This is a genomic window from Komagataeibacter rhaeticus, assembly GCF_011611525.1.
In the GTDB taxonomy this organism is placed as follows: Bacteria; Pseudomonadota; Alphaproteobacteria; order Acetobacterales; family Acetobacteraceae; genus Komagataeibacter; species Komagataeibacter rhaeticus.
Genome location: NZ_CP050139.1, coordinates 1,184,723 through 1,202,241, shown reverse-complemented (window position 1 = coordinate 1,202,241; position 17,519 = coordinate 1,184,723). Strand labels below are relative to the sequence as shown.

12 protein-coding genes and 2 pseudogenes are annotated in these 17,519 nt (G+C 61.0%); 7 read left to right on the top strand and 7 right to left on the bottom strand.

All coding sequences use genetic code 11. The annotated features are described in order from the left end of the window. The 6 genes and pseudogenes from GWK63_RS05615 (at position 1) to GWK63_RS05590 (ending at position 6,717) form a co-directional block, all read left to right on the top strand. A complete protein-coding gene (locus GWK63_RS05615) occupies positions 1 to 1,338 on the top strand; it encodes an efflux RND transporter periplasmic adaptor subunit (protein ID WP_083824419.1) in 1,338 nt (445 codons plus the stop codon). Positions 1,339 to 1,357: 19 nt separating this feature from the next. Next, a complete protein-coding gene (locus tag GWK63_RS05610) occupies positions 1,358 to 2,968 on the top strand; it encodes a site-2 protease family protein (RefSeq protein ID WP_007397962.1) in 1,611 nt (536 codons plus the stop codon). A gap of 46 nt (positions 2,969 to 3,014) precedes the next feature. Then, positions 3,015 to 3,965 carry a sensor histidine kinase gene (locus tag GWK63_RS05605; RefSeq protein WP_223846647.1) on the top strand — a complete coding sequence of 317 codons (951 nt, stop codon included), beginning with the start codon at positions 3,015 to 3,017 and terminating at the stop codon, positions 3,963 to 3,965. Between the two features lie 190 nt (positions 3,966 to 4,155). Beyond that, positions 4,156 to 5,067 (top strand): sulfite exporter TauE/SafE family protein, encoded by a 912-nt coding sequence (locus GWK63_RS05600; RefSeq protein WP_010509936.1) that lies wholly within the window; start codon positions 4,156 to 4,158, stop codon positions 5,065 to 5,067. A 44-nt stretch (positions 5,068 to 5,111) separates the two neighbouring features. Continuing rightward, positions 5,112 to 5,899 (top strand): annotated as a pseudogene (locus GWK63_RS05595) (IS5 family transposase). A gap of 69 nt (positions 5,900 to 5,968) precedes the next feature. Continuing rightward, positions 5,969 to 6,717, top strand: a protein-coding gene (locus GWK63_RS05590) for an IS5 family transposase (protein WP_099046888.1) whose coding sequence is annotated in 2 segments (ribosomal slippage) — positions 5,969 to 6,260 and positions 6,260 to 6,717 — 750 coding nt in all. Because the reading frame shifts where the segments join, the coding sequence is not laid out codon by codon here. Positions 6,718 to 6,723: 6 nt separating this feature from the next. On the opposite strand, the pseudogene GWK63_RS05585 reads toward GWK63_RS05590, so the two are convergent. Then, positions 6,724 to 7,659, bottom strand: a pseudogene (locus GWK63_RS05585) (IS630 family transposase); the annotation flags it as partial. A gap of 65 nt (positions 7,660 to 7,724) precedes the next feature. On the opposite strand from GWK63_RS05585, the gene GWK63_RS05580 reads away from it, so the two are divergent. Further along, a complete protein-coding gene (locus GWK63_RS05580; protein WP_061276891.1) occupies positions 7,725 to 8,939 on the top strand; it encodes an IS256 family transposase in 1,215 nt (404 codons plus the stop codon). A 514-nt stretch (positions 8,940 to 9,453) separates the two neighbouring features. Here GWK63_RS05580 and GWK63_RS05570 read toward each other — a convergent pair. The 6 genes from GWK63_RS05570 to GWK63_RS05545 all read right to left on the bottom strand — a co-directional run bounded on the left by GWK63_RS05570 (position 9,454) and on the right by GWK63_RS05545 (position 17,517). Further along, the gene (locus GWK63_RS05570) at positions 9,454 to 9,864 is read right to left on the bottom strand and encodes an RrF2 family transcriptional regulator (RefSeq protein ID WP_010511654.1); all 411 of its coding nucleotides are present in this window, start codon (positions 9,862 to 9,864) and stop codon (positions 9,454 to 9,456) included. A 169-nt stretch (positions 9,865 to 10,033) separates the two neighbouring features. Then, positions 10,034 to 11,371, bottom strand: coding sequence for a histidine kinase dimerization/phospho-acceptor domain-containing protein (locus GWK63_RS05565; RefSeq protein WP_007396722.1), 1,338 nt, complete (start codon positions 11,369 to 11,371; stop codon positions 10,034 to 10,036). Next, complete coding sequence (locus tag GWK63_RS05560; protein WP_007396721.1) at positions 11,368 to 12,039, bottom strand: response regulator transcription factor; 672 nt, start codon at positions 12,037 to 12,039, stop codon at positions 11,368 to 11,370. Before GWK63_RS05560 ends, GWK63_RS05565 begins: the two co-directional genes overlap by 4 nt. Then, positions 12,039 to 15,113, bottom strand: coding sequence for an efflux RND transporter permease subunit (locus tag GWK63_RS05555; RefSeq protein WP_007396720.1), 3,075 nt, complete (start codon positions 15,111 to 15,113; stop codon positions 12,039 to 12,041). The genes GWK63_RS05560 and GWK63_RS05555 overlap by 1 nt, the downstream gene beginning before the upstream one ends. Next, on the bottom strand, positions 15,113 to 16,264 hold the full coding sequence (locus GWK63_RS05550) for an efflux RND transporter periplasmic adaptor subunit (protein ID WP_019086194.1): 1,152 nt from the start codon (positions 16,262 to 16,264) through the stop codon (positions 15,113 to 15,115). The genes GWK63_RS05555 and GWK63_RS05550 overlap by 1 nt, the downstream gene beginning before the upstream one ends. Continuing rightward, positions 16,261 to 17,517, bottom strand: coding sequence for a TolC family protein (locus tag GWK63_RS05545; protein WP_019086195.1), 1,257 nt, complete (start codon positions 17,515 to 17,517; stop codon positions 16,261 to 16,263). Before GWK63_RS05545 ends, GWK63_RS05550 begins: the two co-directional genes overlap by 4 nt. Positions 17,518 to 17,519 lie beyond the last annotated feature (2 nt).

Genomic DNA, 17,519 nt, shown 5'->3' with positions numbered 1-17,519 from the left:
ATGACCTTCCCCCCGCCTGATCCCGCACGCATGCAGCAAGGCCGGCAGGCCGCATTGCTGCGGCTGTCGGCCCTTGTGCATCTATGCGAACGCCTGCGGACCAGCCCGCCCGATGAACTGGATTTCGTGCTGGTCAACGAAAGCCATAATCTCCTTCCCTACCAGCAGGCCGCCCTTTACCGCACGGACAAGGCAGGGATTGCCGCCATATCCGGCACGGCGGTATTCGATGCCTCCGCCCCCTATGTGCGCTGGCTGGCCCAGGTGTTCGAAAGCATCACACCCCGGACAGAGGCCGTGGTACTCGATGCCGCGACCCTGCCTGCGGCACTGCGCGATGAATGGGCGCAATGGATGGCCCCCCATGCCGTGCTCATTCCGCTGCCCGGACGGCATGGCCGCGCAGGCACACTGCTTGTCGCACGACCGGATGCGTGGACACCGCCCGACATCCAGGCCCTGTGCATGATTGGCGGCGAGTATGCGGAAAGTCGCCAGCTTATCGCCTCTCAACCACCCAGGCCACGCGATACACGGATGCGCAGGCGCATCGGTGCCATACTGGCGGCCACGGTGCTGGTGGCGTTCTACCCGGTCCATTCATGGGTCCTGGCCCCGGCCGAAGTCGTGCCGGTGGCCCCTGCCTATGTGCGTGCGCCCTTTGCCGGTATCGTCCACCAGCTTGATATCCCCCCCAATACCGCCGTGCAGGCCGGCACGCCAGTGGTGGAACTGGAGCGCGCGCAGCTTGAAAGCCAGTACCAGGTTGCCCGCAAGGCGCTGGAAGTGGCGCGGACCCAATATGATGAAGCCATTCAGGCCGGTATGCTGGATGCCAAGGCCCGTGCCCAGGCTGGTGAACTCAAGGGCCGTATCGATGAAGAAGCAGCCCAGATGCGCTACCAGAGCGAACTGCTGCACCGCGCCACCCTGACCGCCCCGATAGACGGGCTGGCGCTTTACAACGACCCATCAGAGTGGGTGGGACGCCCGGTCGAGGCTGGCGAGCGTATCCTCATGGTCGCCCCTGCCCTGTCCCGCCGGATCGAGATCCGCCTGCCGGCAACCGAGACCGCACAGTTCCCCCCTGATGCGCGCGTGCGTTTTTTTGACAACGTGCACCCCGATCATCCGGCGGAAGGGCATCTGGTCTTTACCTCCTACGCCAGCACGCCCACGCCTGCGGGCACACTGGCCTATACCCTGCGTGCCGACCTGAACAGCGACATCCGCCTTGGCCTGCGCGGCACCGCGCGCATCTACGGCCCACGGCACATGCTGGTGCTGTGGGCCCTGCGCAAACCACTGGGCGTGGTACGGCAATGGCTTTCCTTCTAGCCAGCCCGCAAGGCGGCGCATGAACGCGCGCGCTCCCTGGCCTGCCCTGCGTGATGACCTGGAACTGTTACGGGGGCCCGTTGTAACCGGCGCGCCGACATGGACCCTCTATGACCCCACCCGCCACCGTTACGTGCGCATTGGCAGCATGGAAATGGAAATACTGCAGCGCTGGGACCTGGCTGACCCGGACACGATTGCCCGCGTGGTCAGTGAACAGAGCACGTTTGATATGCAGCCTGCCGATGTCACGGCCTTCGCCGCCTTCCTGCGGCAGGCCGGGCTGACCACGGCCCAGACCAGCGCGGACAGTGCCCTGCTGGCCCGGCAGGCACGCAAGCCCCCATTGCTGTCATGGATACTGCATCATTACCTTTTCCTGCGGGTACGGTTATGCAATCCTGATCCGGTCCTAAAACGTTGCATTCCACTAACGAACTGGCTTTTTACCCGTCAGTTCTGTACCGGCCTTGTGCTGGCGGTGGGGCTGGCATTGATCCTGGTCGTGCAGCAATGGAGCCTTTATGTCGCAGGGTTCATGCATCTCATCACCCCGCAAGGTGCGATCGGGATTGCTCTGGCGCTGACATGTAGCAAGATGGTACATGAACTGGGCCATGGTATCGCGGCACGCCATTTTGGCTGCCGGGTACCCGCAATGGGGATTGCCTTTCTGGTCCTGTGCCCCGTTTTATGGACCGATACAACTGATGCGTGGCGACTGATCCGTGCGCGCGACCGGCTGGTTATCGACTGCGCTGGCATGGTGGCGGAAATCATGCTGGCGACACTGGCCACCATTATCTGGAGCATCGTGCCCGACGGCGCGCTGCGTGATGGCCTGTTTACGTTAAGCAGTTCGACATGGGTCCTTACCCTGTCGGTCAATCTCAGCCCACTGATGCGGTTTGACGGGTATTATATTCTTTCTGATCTCATGGGCATTCCCAACCTGCAGGAACGCGCATTTGCGTGGACACGCTGGCGCACCCGCAAGTTCCTGTTTGGTATGGATACCCCCCCGCCCGAGGTCTTTCCCGCGTATCGGGGGCTCATGCTGACCGGCTACAGCATGGCGACATGGCTTTATCGTTTTTTCCTGTTCACCGGCATTGCACTGGTTGTCTATCATGCGGTTTTCCCCGCGCTGGGCGTGGTTCTGATGGGAATTGAAATCTGGTTCTTTGTTGCCCGCCCCATCATGGGAGAACTGGCGCAATGGGCACGGCAGGCCCTGCAGGCGCCAGGCAGCCGCCGCGTGCATGTTACGGGCGCCGCTTTGGCCATACTGCTGGCACTCCTGGTACTGCCATGGAGTCACTCTGTGCGCGCACCTGCCGTATTGCGGGCGGAAGGGCAGAGCATGCTTTATACGCAGGATCCCGGCCAGGTGGTGCGCCTGCTCCCGACAGGCAGCATGGTACAGGCAGGCGAAACCGTAGCCGAACTGCGCTCCCCCCAGCTTGACCATGACCGCGCCGTATCGATGGCACGACTGGCGACGCTGGAAGCCACATTATCGGAGCGGATGTTTGGCGTGGAAGATACAGCCTCGCTTGATGATACGCGCGACAAGATCGAACAGGAAACAGCCGAGCGCCTGCGGGCTGAAGCCGCCATAAGTGTCTGACCGAAAATGAGTTGAGTGATTTCAGTGGATTATGATTCATGGGTTTGTGACGATTTCATCCTCGCACATTTCGTGCGGGGGCCGTCCACAACATCACCTCTCAACGATCCTGTGGGGCATTGCAGGATTTGGTCTGATAGGGGTAGCAGGCGGCCTTTTCCTGAGCAACCTGATCCTGAAATGGATCGAGACGATAAGCAGGACGGCACGGAGCATCATGCAGGGCGATATGTCTCGCCGCATCCCGCTACGTGGCACGGATGATGAGCTTGATCATCTCTCGGAGAGCCTCAATGCGATGCTCGACCAGAATGAATACCTGATTGCAAGTCTGAAACAGGTCTCCAATGACATCGCGCACGACATGCGCCGCCCGCTGGCGCGTATGCGCCAGAATCTTGAGCGCGCCATTGGGGCACATGGACCTTCCGATACCATGCATGAGCAGGTCGAGTGTGCAATCGAGGATCTGGATGCCGCATTGGAAATATTTTCCTCGCTGCTCAAGCTGGCGCAACTTGAGTCCGGGGCATGGAACAACGAAATGGAACCCCTCGATCCCGCACGACTTCTGGAATCAGTTCTAGAACCGTATCGCTCCGTTATCGAAGACAATGGACAGCGCCTGGAAACCGAAATCATTCCCGCCTGCCCTACCGTCACCGGTCATCCAGTCCTTTTACGGCAGGCGTTCTCCAACCTGATCGAGAATGCCGTACGCCATACGCCCGACCAGACCACCATCACAGCGACCATAATGCTTTCGGACAAGACCATCACGATAGAAATAGCCGATAATGGTCCAGGCATTCCGGACGAAGCCATGCTTCGGGTATTCGACCGCTTTGTCCGTCTTGATACAAGCCGTACGCATGACGGTAACGGGCTAGGGCTTACCATGGTGAAAGCCGTAGTACAACTGCACCGGGGCACGATCGTCTTGTCTCACAACAACCCTGGCGTAAGGTGTATCGTTAAATTACCCATAGAGCTCTAGCCTTCACGGCCTCATAGACAGCAGACCTCCTGGCTGGTTAGAGATGTGCAAATACGACTGAAGATTGGGGCATTGTAAGCTGACATCCCCGTGAGCTTTCGCCAGAAATAATGATGCCGCGCGCCCATGCGATGTGGCCGCCTGCAACGGTCCCGGCGAGCAGGGATCCAAATCGGGATTCATACAAACCATGCTGCTCTGGTCCCTGATTCTGGTTGCATCAGCCGCGGCATTTGGCCTGAGCGCCGTGTCGGGAGGCGGTGCCGGGCTGCTCCTAATGCCCCTGCTGGGGCTGGTGCTGCCTGGCACTCAGGTGCCAGCCGCCCTGTCGATCGGGACAGTTGCCAGTTCGGCGACGCGCATCATCTCGTTCCGGCAGGCGATCCGGTGGGACATCGTCCGGCATTTTGCGCCCACCGCGTTGCCCTTCGCCGCCCTGGGCGCATGGGCATTGAGCCGTATGGAGCCAGCCTATCTGTCGCTGCTTCTTGGCGTATTCCTGATGGGGAATCTTCCCCTTCTCTTTCGCAAGCCTGCACCCCAGGTCACTGTGAAAACGCCCCACGCTATCGAACTGCACGTGCTGGGTGCTACCGCCGGCTTCATTTCCGGTTTTACCGGAGCGGTCGGCCTGGTGTTCAATGGGTTTTATTATCGACTTGGTCTGCGGAAGGAAGAAATCGTCGCAACCCGCGCGGCCAACGAAATCATGCTGCATGTGCTCAAGATCGCTCTCTACGCTGAGTTCGGCCTGTTGAATACCCGGGCCAGCATTGCGGGTATCGCTGTTGCTGCGGCGGCGGTTCTGTCATCAATAATCATGAAGTACCTGTTGCCGCACCTGCATGATCGCCTGTTTCACCATATTGGTCATGCCGCCATGGTCGTGGCGGGTGTCATGATGGTGATCTCCGCCAGTAGTCAGTTAGCGCGGCAGGCAAATGTCACGGTGCATTTCGCCCACGTAGCCCATGAAGCCGCAGCGTCCGTGTCATGGCGACAACACACTTTCGCGGTCGAATGGGAAAATGGTGATGAACGCGAGTTGAGCCCCCGAGTGCTTTCCAGACTGGCTTCATCCCCTATGATAACAACCCATTGATTTAAGTGCGGGAATCTGATTCAGGCTCTGTGAGGAGACTGGAGATGAGCGACCTGTTTTGGCTGCCGGACGAACAAATGGAGCGTCTGCGGCCCTTTTTCTTTAAGAGCCATGGTAGAGCCTGCGTTGATGACCGCCGAATGCTGAGCGGCATCATTTTTGTCAATCGGAACGGCTTGCGCTGGCGCGATGCGCCCCGGGAATACGGTCCACATAAGACGCTCTAAAACCGTTGGAAGCGCTGGGGCGCCATGGGGATCTGCGCCCGGATGATGGACGGTCTGGCTGCCGGAAAGGCAGAGCCCCAGACCATCATGACTGATGCGACGTATCTCCAGGCACACCGCACGGCTTCGAGCGTGCGGCTAAAAAAGGGGATCCAGGTCGCTTGATCGGCCGCACCAGAGGGGCATAAACACGAAGCTGCATGCGATCACCGACCAGAGTGGGCGACCGCTGAGCTTTTTCATGACTGCGGGACAGATAAGCGATTATACCGATGCCGCTGCCCTGCTGGATAGTCTTCCTGAAGCACAATGGATGCCGGGAGATCGCGGGGATGACGCCGACTGGTTCAGGGACGCCCTGGAAGCAAAAGGTATAAAAGCCCTGCATTTCAGGACAGAAATCTCGCGGAAAACCGGTCAGATACGACAAGAGAAAATATAAACGCCGCAATCGCATCGAGATCATATTCGGAAGGCTCAAGGGCTGGCGGCGGGTTGCAACCCGCTACAACAGATGCCCGACCGTCTTCTTCTCAGCCATCTGTCTCACCGCAACCGTCATGTTCTGGCTATGTGTCCCGAGCCTAGGGCCTGTTAGATCTTAAAATACTTCCTATATTGTATGGATTGAAGAAGGAGACGGAACAGGCACTTTCACTGATGAGACATGGGCGATCTGGGAACCGCTGATTGAGGCGGTTCGGCCAAGGGGCAAGACACCGCCCCATGATCTGCGGCGTACGATAGCAGCGATCTTCTGGCGTCATGAGAATGGTGCGAAATGGCGAAGTATCCCCGCTGAGCTGGGTCCGTGGTGGCGGGCGGCGCAGCTTTTCATCCGCTGGGCGAAACTGGGGGTGTGGGAACGCCTGCTCGAACTGGTTCAGGACCACCACGGAGTGGCGCTGGGCATGACTTTTCTGGATGGCACGAACATCAGGGCTCACCACAAGGCGGCGGGAGCCCAAAAAAAGGGGCCTCTTTCGAAGAGCGAGACCATCGTGAAGCACTTGGCCGCTCTCGCGGCGGCTATGGCACAAAAGTGTGCGTGATCGCGGACGGACACGGAAAAGCCATTGGTTTCGCTCTGGCACCCGGACAGGCCCATGAACTGCCACTGGCGCCAGCCATGCTCGACGATCTCCCCTCTGTTCCCCTGTGGGTCGTGGCGGACAAAGGCTACGCGTCAGACGCCTTTCGTGAACGGATATGGGACATGGGAGCCCGACCGGCCATTCCCGCGAAACGACGCGATGCGCCGGTCGCCTGTCCCAAATGGGCCTATCGATGCCGACATCTTGTGGAGAACCTCTGGGCTCGTCTCAAGGAATGGCGCGCTGTCGCAACCAGATACGAAAAAACAGCAACCTCGTTCCTCGCGGTCATCCACATCGCTGCCGCCGCAGACTGGATCAAGTGCTAACAGGCCCTAGTCACCTGAATCTGAAGTTCGGTTCATTGTCTTGTGACAAAAGCGCTTCACCGAGGCGAGGATCTGGTCGGCTGATTTGACCCACCGATACGGCTTGGGATTTTCGTTATGTGCGTCGATAAAAGTTGTGATGTCGGCTTCGAGTTCAGTTGTTGACCGATGCACGCCGCGTTGGAGTTGCTTGCGCGTCAGTTCGGCGAACCAGCGCTCTACCTGATTGATCCAGGAAGCCGAGGTGGGTGTGAAGTGAACATGCCAATGCGGGCGGCGTGCGAGCCATGTCTTGATCGTGGTCGTTTTATGCGTGGCGTAGTTGTCCATCACGAGATGAACATCCAGGCCAGCAGGGATCTCAGCGTCGATACATTTCAGGAAGTCCAGAAATTCCGTGGTACGATGACGTTTGTAGCATTTGCCGATCACCGCACCTGTTGCGATGTCGAGGGCTGCAAACAGCGACGTCGTGCCGTTCCGGAGATAGGTATGGGTACGTCGTTCCGGCACGCCCGGTGCCATAGGCAGGACTGGCTGTTCGCGGTCCAGCGCCTGGATCTGGGATTTCTCGTCGACGCACAGCACGATCGCACGGTTCGGTGGCGACATGTAAAGACCGACAATATCCCGAACCTTGTCGACAAATAGCGGGTCCGTCGACAGTTTGAAGGTTTCGGCCCGATGCGGCTGCAGACCGAAGGCGCTCCAGATCCGGCGGATGGTCGTATGCGACAGGCCGATCTCGGCAGCCATGGAACGGATCGACCAGTGGGTCGCGTCTTTGGGCGTTGTGTTCAGCGTGCGCTCGATGACCTGCGTAACCTGCGCGTCCGACACCGTGCGGGGCCGGCCGGCACGATATTCGTCGGTCAGGCCTTCAATGCCATCTTCGACAAACCGCCGCCGCCATTTGCCGACGGTGTGCTCATGTACCCCCAGGCGGAGAGTGTCCGATCTTCTGTGTATAATTGATCTGGTCCATACTTCACCGAAAGGAAGTATGAATGACCATCTCGAAGGAACTCCTGGACGAATTGCTGACGGGCGTGAAGCGTCCTGAAGACCTGCTCGGAGACAGCGGGTTGCTGAAGGAGCTGAAAATTCGGCTCATGGAGCGTATGCTGGGTGCAGAGTTGAGCGCGCATCTGGGCTATGAGGAAGGCAAGGCTGCCCCGCCGGGCCAGTCGAACCGGCGGAATGGCTCCACGACCAAGGTGCTGAAAGGCCAGGACGGCGCCTTTCCGGTGACGGTGCCGCGCGACCGCGACAGCAGCTTTGAGCCGGAGCTTATAAAGAAGGGCCAGACCCGGATCGACGGGATCGACGACAGGATCATCGGTCTCTATGCCGCCGGTCTGACGGTCCGGGACATCCAGACCCATCTGCTTGATCTTTATGGCCTGAAGGTCTCTCCCGACCTGATCAGCCGCGTCACCGATGCCGTGCTGGACGAGGTCCGGGAGTGGCAGGGCCGGGCGCTGGATCGGATGTATCCCATCGTGATCTTCGATGCCCTTCGGGTAAAGATCCGCGATGCTGACAGCCGGACCGTTAAAAACAAGGCGGTTTACGTTGCTCTCGGTGTCACCCGCGAGGGAGTGCGCGAGGTTCTGGGGCTCTGGATCGCCGAGAATGAAGGCGCCAAATTCTGGCTTTCGGTCATGAACGAGTTGAAGAACCGGGGCATCCAGGACATCCTGATCGCGGTCGTGGACGGGCTGAAAGGCTTTCCCGAGGCCATCACCGCCGCCTTTCCCGAGGCGATGGTTCAGACCTGTATTGTTCACCTGGTGCGCCACAGCCTGAACTTCTGCTCATGGAAGGACCGCAAGGCCGTGGCTGCCGACCTGCGCCGGATCTACGGGGCGGCGACCGCTGACATGGCGGCCGCAGAGCTCGATGCGTTCGAGGAGAAATGGGCCGGGAAATACGCGTCGATCGCCCCGGCATGGCGCCGGGCATGGCCAGAAGTGATCCCGTTTTTTGCCTTCGATCCGGCGATCCGCAAGATCATATACACTACGAACGCCATCGAGAGCCTGAACCGGGTCATCCGCAAATCGATCAAGACGCGCGGTTCGTTCCCGACCGACGATGCCGCAACGAAGCTGATCTACCTGGCGATCCGCAGCTTCGAGAAAGACGGGCGGAATGTTCGGGAATGGTTTGCAGCCCGCAACCAGTTCGCCATAATGTTCGGCGAGCGCTTCGCCGCTTGAGTATCTGAAAACCCATGGGCCAGGCCAGATACACAGACTTCAGGACACTCCCCCCAGGCGTGCAGCGACTTCCTTGCTCTGCAAGCCTTCGGCGCAGAGCAGAACCATCCGGCAGCGATCCGACAATGACCGCGGCGCCTTGTGACGCCGGACCTGCCCTTCAAGAAACGTCCGCGCCTGCGGACGCAGTACTACCTGACCTGCCTGTCGTCCCGCCATCGTTCTGCTCCCGTCAGTGCGACAGGAATATCATATAATGATGCTTATTTCAGTTCCAGGTGACTAGAAGCCGTCCGTACTTTGGTAAAAATCTTTCAACACCGTAATAATAATAACGTCCGCTATCATTATATTACCCGCAACAAAATGAACTTTGCACCTGAAGATTATATGAATCTTACTTCACACGAGATTCACTATGACTACAGTGACATTTTTTTCATCGACGGCTTCAAATGTTCTATCAACTGTTTGAGGGAGGCATCATGCCAGGATGGAAAAGTGAGCAAACACATTATCCTGAACCACTAGTGAGATCCAGTAAGCTCATTCCATCGGAAAATGCCATAAATGCATCAACGGCCTGTACTATGAGATGGCGAAACTGACAAGCATTGCCCAGTATACACTGGTTATTGCCAGATGGGTGACAGGCGCCAGGGGATTCTTTTTCAGTTTCCATGAGCCGCATAATATGACCGACGTTGATGTTTCTGGCAGACACAGCCAGACGGATGCCACCAGTACCTCCCCGGGTACCTTGTACGATCCCGGCATGACACAGGTGTTGTACAACTTTCACAAGATGATTGTGCGAAATGCCCTGCAACTCAGTGATGTTCCTGACGGTAACACGCGAATCAGGATTACACGCCAAGTGGATCAACACACGGAAAGCGTAGTCGGTACGCAGCGAAAGAGGCATCAACCCCACCACCCATAGGCACGTGTTGACTGATTTTCCCAAGCAGCCTCTAAGAATATTGCCAACGGGCTGCTGTACCAGGCAACCGTGACGCAGGGCATTCGTGACATAGGGGAGTAGAGTACGCAAAATGGAGTTGCCTGCGCGTCTGTTCCTCTACTGTCATGAATTAGGTTACCTTCGAGTTTGGAAAGGTGACACACACACCAAATCCTCTGGCAGATCCTGTAAGTGGGGAACGTAAGCGCAGAGTAACGTCCATTTGGGTAGCGATATTACTGGCAATGGCGAGACCCAGGCCACTGCCATGATTACCGGTCCCGCCGCGCACGAATGGGCTAGTCAGCCGCTGGAATATGCCGGGTGGCAGCGCGGGGCAGTCATTGGTGATGTCGATTCCACCATCTGGTAGCACGGCCACCCGCACGGGCATATGGTGCCCTCCATGCAGCAGGGCGTTTTCAAGCAGGTTGCGCAACATGATGCCGGTCGCATCCATGTCACCATGTACGAATATGTGGTGAATCCCGTCTGGCGCGATGACAATGCCCTGCCCGTCACACGGATTATGCCCAAGATCATCGACAAGGACATGCACTACGGTCATCAGGTCGAAACGGTCGCGCCGGAAAGCGACGCCGGACGAGGCGCGGGAAAACTGCAGCAGTTTTTCCACCGTGCGGCCCAGCCTGCGGGTCCGGTCGGCAATGAGCTCCACCCGCCGGCCCGTATCCGAACCCGCCGGCATCAGTCGGCCCAGCATCTGTACCTGCGCCAGAAGGGCTCCAAGCGGGTTACGCAGTTCATGCGCAGCGCTTGCGGCAAAGGCGCGCTCGGTAGAGAGCGCTGCCTCCAACCGCGCCAACAGCGTATTGATCGAGCGCTGGATGGAGACTAGTTCGTCAGGGAGATCAAGGGGGGGAATGGGCTGAAGGTTGCCGCTGCCACGTGCGCGCATCTCGTCATGCAGCAGGTCCAGCGGGCGCAGGGCGCGCCGCACGATCAGGCGCACCAGCCACCAGATCACCGGCATGAAAAGCAGCATGGGCACGACAGAGATCAGCATCGCGCGCCGGACGGCCTCGCGCCGGTGGAAGGTCGGTTCCCCCACAAGAACGCGGTATTTCTCCGCCACGGGTGACGCGACATAAACGCGAAAATGCGGAACATTAGCAAACCCGGTCCGCCACGCGCGCTCGAATGCGTCCTGCGGGGCATTCTGGGAACGCAACACGACATGCCCGGTCACATCCACGATCTGATAGGCCAGGGTGCGTGGCCCGACTTCCGGCAGCCAGGCGATGGATGACGCCGCACCCGGATCATGCAGTCGTGTCTCCACAGCCGTCTGCAGGCGCTCGGAAACTTCCTGCAGCGAGTTGTCCAGCCGTTCCGTTACCTCGTAGCGGGTAAATCCACCTACCGCGACACTGAGGATCAGCAGCCCCAGTATCACGACCATGAGTACGCTGCTGATGATCCGGGTAGACAGGCTCCAGCTTTTCATGCGCCGTCCCTTGCATCGAGGCAGTAGCCACGGCCGCGTATGGTCCGGATGACCGTGTTGCCGACCTTGCGCCGCAGGCGGCTGATGAAAACCTCGACGGTATTGCTGTCCACGTCCCGGTCCAGCGCATACAGCGCGGTGTCAATCTGCTGGCGCGAATAGATCCGGCCCGGACTGCGCGACAGCAGTTCCATGATGCTCCATTCCCGCGCGGTCAGGTCCAGCCGCTCGCCATCACGCGATACAGACCGGTTCTCCCGGTCTATCGTAATCTCTCCCACGCGGCAGTGCGCGTGCCTGCGCGGCGATGCATACCGGCGGGCCACTGCCGCAATACGGGCCACGAGTTCATTCAGGTCATAGGGCTTGACGATATAATCATCTGCCCCTTCGGACAGACCCGCGATACGGTCACTGATCTGGTCCTCTGCCGTGGTGATGAGGATGGCGATGTCTGATGATGTCCGACGGACCTCACGCAACAGGTCGCGCCCACTTCCATCGGGCAGGCCAAGGTCGAGCAGCATGAAATCATAATCCACCGTTGCCATGGCCGCGCGCGCGTCCTCCAGCGTCGTGAACCAGTCCACGGCATGCCCGTCCAGACCCACGCGCTCCTGCACCGCCACACCCAGATCGTATTCATCCTCGACAATAAGGATACGCATCAGTCCTGATCCTTTTCCCGCATGACCCGGGCATACAGTGATGGCAGCACAAGCAGGGTCAGCAACGTGGACGTGACCAGCCCGCCGATCACCACACTGGCCAGCGGGCGCTCGACTTCCGCGCCCGCACTTTCGGAAAACGCCATGGGAAAAAAGCCAAGGCTGGCGACAAGGGCTGTAGCCATGACGGGACGGAAGCGGGATTCCGCGGCCGCAAAGGCCGCCTGTGCCACGGCCATTCCCCGTGCCCGCAGGGCTGCGATCTCACTGACCAGCACCACGCCATTCAGGATCGCCACGCCAAACAGCGCGATGAAGCCGATCCCCGCCGAAATGCTGAACGGCATGCCGCGCAGCGTCAGCGCCACGATGCCGCCGGTTGCCGCCACCGGCAGGTTGACGAACACCAGCAGCGCGGGCCGCACTGCGCCAAACGCCACCACCAGCAGCGCAAAGATCAGGCCAAGGGCAACGGGCAGCACGATCTCCAGCCGCCTTGTAGCTGATTGCAGGTTACGGAACTGCCCGTCCCACTGCATGGTATAGCCCGCGGGCAGCTTCACGTCCCGCGCCACACGGGCCTGTGCTTCGGCTACATAGGAAGACAGATCACGCCCGCGCACATTGGCCTGCACCACCATGCGCCGGCGTACCCGGTCGCGGCTTATGCGCGGCGGCCCATCGACTTCATGCACATGCGCCACCTGTGACAGCATCGCATTCCCCTGCCCGTCCATCCGCCGGACCTGCAGCGCGCCAATGGCGGCGGCGGATGTCGCCACGCGGGGGTCAAGGCGGACCTGCGTGCCGATGATGGCGTTATCCACGATCACCGGCCGGGCGCCGATATGCCCGCCTATGGCCTCCACCGTATCGAGAATGTCCTGCACCGCCACATTGCGGCTGGCAGCCTGCGTGCGGTCAATGTCGACCACGATCAGCGGCACGGTGCCGTCCCCCGCAGCCGCCACGTCCGCTGCCCCCTTCACGCCGGACATAGCCGCCACCACCCGGTCACCCAGCTCGGCCAGCATGGCCAGGTCATCGCCAAAGATCGAGACGGCAATCTGCGTGCGCACGCCAGAGAGCAGGTCATCCATGCGCATCTGCACCGGCTGGCTCCATGAATACAGCGCATCGGGCAGTTCGCGCCGCAGGGTATCATCCATCGCGGCGACCAGCCCCGCCTGCGTGCGGGCGGTTTTCCATGTGGCGGGTGGGTTGAGGAAGATGAAGCTGTCGGTCTCGTTCACGCCCATCGGGTCGGTGGGAATGGCCGATGTGCCGGTATTGCTGACCACCGCGCGCACTTCGGGGAAGCGGCGCAGGATCTGCTCCTGCTTCGTGACTGACGCCAGAACCGTATCAAGCGAGGCCGAGGGCAGCCGCGTGGTGGTGACCGCCAGCGCCCCTTCATCAAGCTGGGGAATGAACTCACCGCCCAGCCTCATCGCAAGCCCCGCTGAAAGGGCCAGCACCACCAGCGTACCGCCAAACAGGATGCGTGGATGGGTTTCCCCCCATGTCACCATATGGGTATAGGGCCGGCGCAGGAAGGCAATCAGCCGCGTATCACCCGCAGGCCGCACGCCCCCCAGCGCAAGGGCGGCCAGAACGGGCACGCAGATGAAGCAGTACGCCAGCGACGCCAGCAGCGCCATGATGACCGTCTGCGCCATGGGGCGGAACATGTGCCCCTCGATCCCCTGCAGGGTCAGGATCGGCAGATAGACCATGATGATGACCAGTATGGCAAACCCCACCGGGCGCATGACCTGCTGCACGGAGGAGATGACCAGCGGAATGAATTCGGCGTCCGGCTCCTCCTCCCTGCGCGACAGCACATGTTCGATCACCACCAGCGAACCATCGACAATCATGCCGAAATCGATTGCGCCAAGGCTGAGCAGGTTGGCCGAGATACCGAACTGCCGCATGCCCGCCATCGCGCAGACAAGGGCAACCGGAATGACCGAGGCAATGACAAGGGCGGCCTGCCAGCTCCCGATCACCACCACCAGCACCCCCACCACCAGCACGGCGCCCATCAACAGGTTGTCACGCACGGTGGCGATGGTCTGCCCGGTCAGGGTGGCGCGGGTGTAATAGGGTTCGATCGTGACGCCTGCGGGCAAAGCCTGCCGTATGCCCGGCAGCGCACGGTTGATGGCGGCAAGCGTTGCGTTGGAACTCGCCCCGCTTTCCATCATCACCACGCCGATCACGATCTCGCCCTGCCCGTCACGCGTTACCGCCCCCAGACGGGTGCGCGCGCCTGCGCGCACGCGGCCAAGATCGCGCAGCCGCACGGCGGACCCATCGGGGTTGGTGCGCACGGCAATGTTGCCAAAGTCGGCCAGGCTGCCGACCAGCCCGCGTCCGACCACGCTCTGCTGTTCGGCATGGTGCGTGATCCATCCGCCGCCGGATGCCGCGTTGCCGGCATCCACCGCACGATAGACCTCGCCTACCGAAAGGTTGCTGCCGATCAGCCGCGCGGGGTCCAGCGTCACCTCATAGGTTTCTTCCGCCCCGCCATTGACGTTGACATCCACCACACCGGGTACAAGACGCATCTGCGGCACCACGGTCCAGTTCATGATGCGGTTGAGTTCCATGAGCGAACCCCCCGCGCCACGGATCTGGAACTGCATGATCTCGCCCATGCCGGTAGCCAGCGGCCCCATGCTGACGGTAATGCCGGGCACGGATATGCTGGCGCGCGCCTGCTGTATGCGCTCGTTCACGCGGGTGCGGTCCAGGTTGATGTCGGTATCATCGGCAAACTGCACATACACCACCGAGACGCCGCCGCGCGATACGGAACGCAGGTCAGTCATGCCGGGGATTCCGGTCATGCTGGTCTCGACGGGAAAGGTGATGAGTTTTTCCACTTCCTCCGTCGCAAGGCCCGGCGCCACGACCGAGACGAGAACCTGCCGGGGCGAAATATCCGGCACCGCTTCCACCGGCAGGCCCAGGACAGTCATGATGCCCGCGGCCAGCAGCAGGCCAAGACCGCCCAGCACCAGCATGCGCGCGCGGATCAGGGTGGCAAGGTAGGCATGTGCCATCAGTCTGCATCCATTCCGGCCAGACCGATGACGGAACGCAGGGCAAAACTACCATGACCCACCACCGGCTCGCCCTCTGTCAGGCCGGAACGCAGCACTGCCTGCCGCCCGTCATCCAGTGCCACATCGACCACGACCGGCCGGTAGTCCGTCGCGTTCACCCGCACGAACACGACGCTGCGCCCGTCAATCTGCTGGATGGCTTCGGACGGCACGACAAGACCCGCCACGCTGTCACGCTGAGCCAGTGCGGAATCCAGCACCATACCGGGCACCAGCGCGCCAGTGGGGTTTGACACACGGCTTATGACCCGGACCAGCCCGGTCAGGGAACTGGCCATCCCGTCCACCGTATCGATACGGGATGTAAACGGGCCGTCTGCCGTCCGCGTTACCTGCTGGCCGCCTGGTGCGATCCGCGCCGCCTGGTCCGGCGGGATGTCGGAGACAAGCCATATGCTGGACAGATCCGCGACGGTGGCCACATCCATGCTCGGGTCCACATCACCCGCCACTGACGTACCGATCACCTGCACCATGCCGTTGACAGGGGAGATCAGGGTCGAGGTTTCGTCTTCCGCGCCCTGACTGTCCTGCTCCGATGATGAATTGAACTCCTCGGCAAAACGGTGGCCCAACGTGTCCACATCCGCCTGGCGTGCACGCATGGTGGCATCCGCCTGTGCCAGCACGTCCTGCCTGCGGCGCAGTTCGGCCAATGATATGCTCTCGCCAGCCAGTGCCCTAGCCCGCTGCACCGCGCCTGCCGCATCGGTCCGGGCCGCAATGGCGGCAGCAAGCGCTGCACGCATCTGAACCGCCTGCAGGCGCGCAACATGCAGGGAATGATCCTGATAGCGCACCAGCGCCTGCCCCCGCTGCACGGATGCTCCGGGCTGTACCAGTACTGCCAGCACCTTGCCACTGCCGGCGGGATGGATATGAACGACCCGCGTCGTATCGGGCATGACCCGGCTCATGACCGGCAGCATGGGTGCCACGCGACCCGGCGTGGCTGTGACGATGGTTACCCCTTCATTGGCAACCGCCGCCCCGTCCAGCTTCACGATCGGGGGCAGCGTCCCCTCCCCGGCATGGGCAGGCAGGGCGGACAGGCCGAGAAGAAACAGGATGGAGGCAATCCGCTTCATGGCACGACACCTGTTGCAATCAGCATGCGGATGCTGGCGACATGCCATTCCACTTCAGCCCGGACACTGGCCAGTCGGGTATTGGCGGCCGCCTGCCGGGCGGCAAGCGCCGTATCCACACCGGCTTCGCCTACTTGCCAGGCCCGTTCCTGCGCCTGGGCCCGCTTTTCCATATTCTCTGCGGCACTGCGGGTAGCCTGTCGTGCCGTGGTGGCCGCGATCAGGCGTTCACGCACGCGCATCATTTCCAGATGCACCATGCGCCGCGCCTGCGTTTCCTGGCTGGTGGCCGTGGCCAGGCGGTTGCGGGCTTCGGACATGATGGGGGTGTTACGGACCTCGCTGGGCAGGGGGATGCTGAAATTCACGCCCACACGATCATCCCACGGGCTGCCGTACTGCTTTTCATGAATGGCGTCCACGCCGATTTCCGGGTTGGGCATGAACGAACGGCGCGCCAGTTTCATGTTCGCTTCGGCGGCTTCCACATTGCGGTGCGCGACCTTTATGCGGGGATCGTTGTCTTCCATGTCGCGCGGGCTGACAAAACGGGCCTGCGTCACGTCGCCGCCACCATAACGGCTCAGGTCAGGCACAACCGGGCGCCCCAGCAGCACCTCCAGGGCCGTAGTCGCGTTCTGCGCTTCCTCCTGTGCCAGGGCCAGTTCATTGCGCGCGTTCTCCATCGCCGCCTGCGCCATCTGCCCATCGACCGAGGCCAGTTCCCCACCATGCACCGCATGCGTCGCATTGCCGGCCATGCGCGCTGTCGCATCGTACAGGGCATGGGCCACATCCATCCGGGTACGGGCAATCAGGGCGGCGGCAGCTGCGTCCAGCACCCGGATGGATAGCGCCATGTGTTCGACATTGAGCTGCTCATCAATCGACGCGGCTTCCGCGCTGGCTACCTGTTTTGTTGCACTGCCCTGCCCCGGCAACCACAGCGGCACCGATACGCCGCCCTGATAGGTTGTATAGCCTTCGTTACTGCCCAGCATGTGGTCATCCATGTATTCACCCGACAGGGTCGGGCCGCCGGCAAACCATGACCCGGCAGCGCTGGCGCGGGCGCGGGCGGAATGATGGCCGACCTGAAGTTCGGTGCGGACGGGATCGATCGCCCAGGCCATGCCGACGGCTTCATGGAAGGATGGGCCAGGGCGGGCGTCCTGGGCCAGGGCCATCCATGGCAGGGCACAGGCCATGGCGATCGACACGATGGGGGGGATGGGGGGGATGGCGCGGTTCATGC